The following is a 259-nucleotide window of genomic DNA, read 5'->3' as shown; positions in this document are numbered from 1 at the left end:
AGCGCGACGGCGCCGCGCAATCCGGCGACTTCCGAGACCTTTGCCTTCGACGGGTCGGCGGAAAGCGAAATGCCGTTCAGCCCGGCGCCGTTATCCGTCTCCTCGACGCAATAGACCAGCGGCCCGCGCATCAGCGCCGTGCGGCCGGCATCCTGGCGTACCCGCGGATTGGCGAACAGCTTACGGGCTTCAAGGGGAATGGTGAGGTCCACCTTGTCGCCGCTCTTCCATTCCCGGTCGATGCGAGCATAACCGTCCA

General features: G+C 65.6%; 1 pseudogene. It reads right to left on the bottom strand.

The window, feature by feature from the left end:
- Positions 1 to 259, bottom strand: a pseudogene (locus SB659_RS19885) (glycoside hydrolase family 127 protein); the annotation flags it as partial.

Source organism: Arthrobacter sp. SIMBA_036 (assembly GCF_046535135.1).
Taxonomy (GTDB): domain Bacteria; phylum Actinomycetota; class Actinomycetes; order Actinomycetales; family Micrococcaceae; genus Arthrobacter.
The sequence above is the reverse complement of the archived record's forward strand: the minus strand, read 5'-3'. Positions and strand labels throughout refer to the sequence as shown.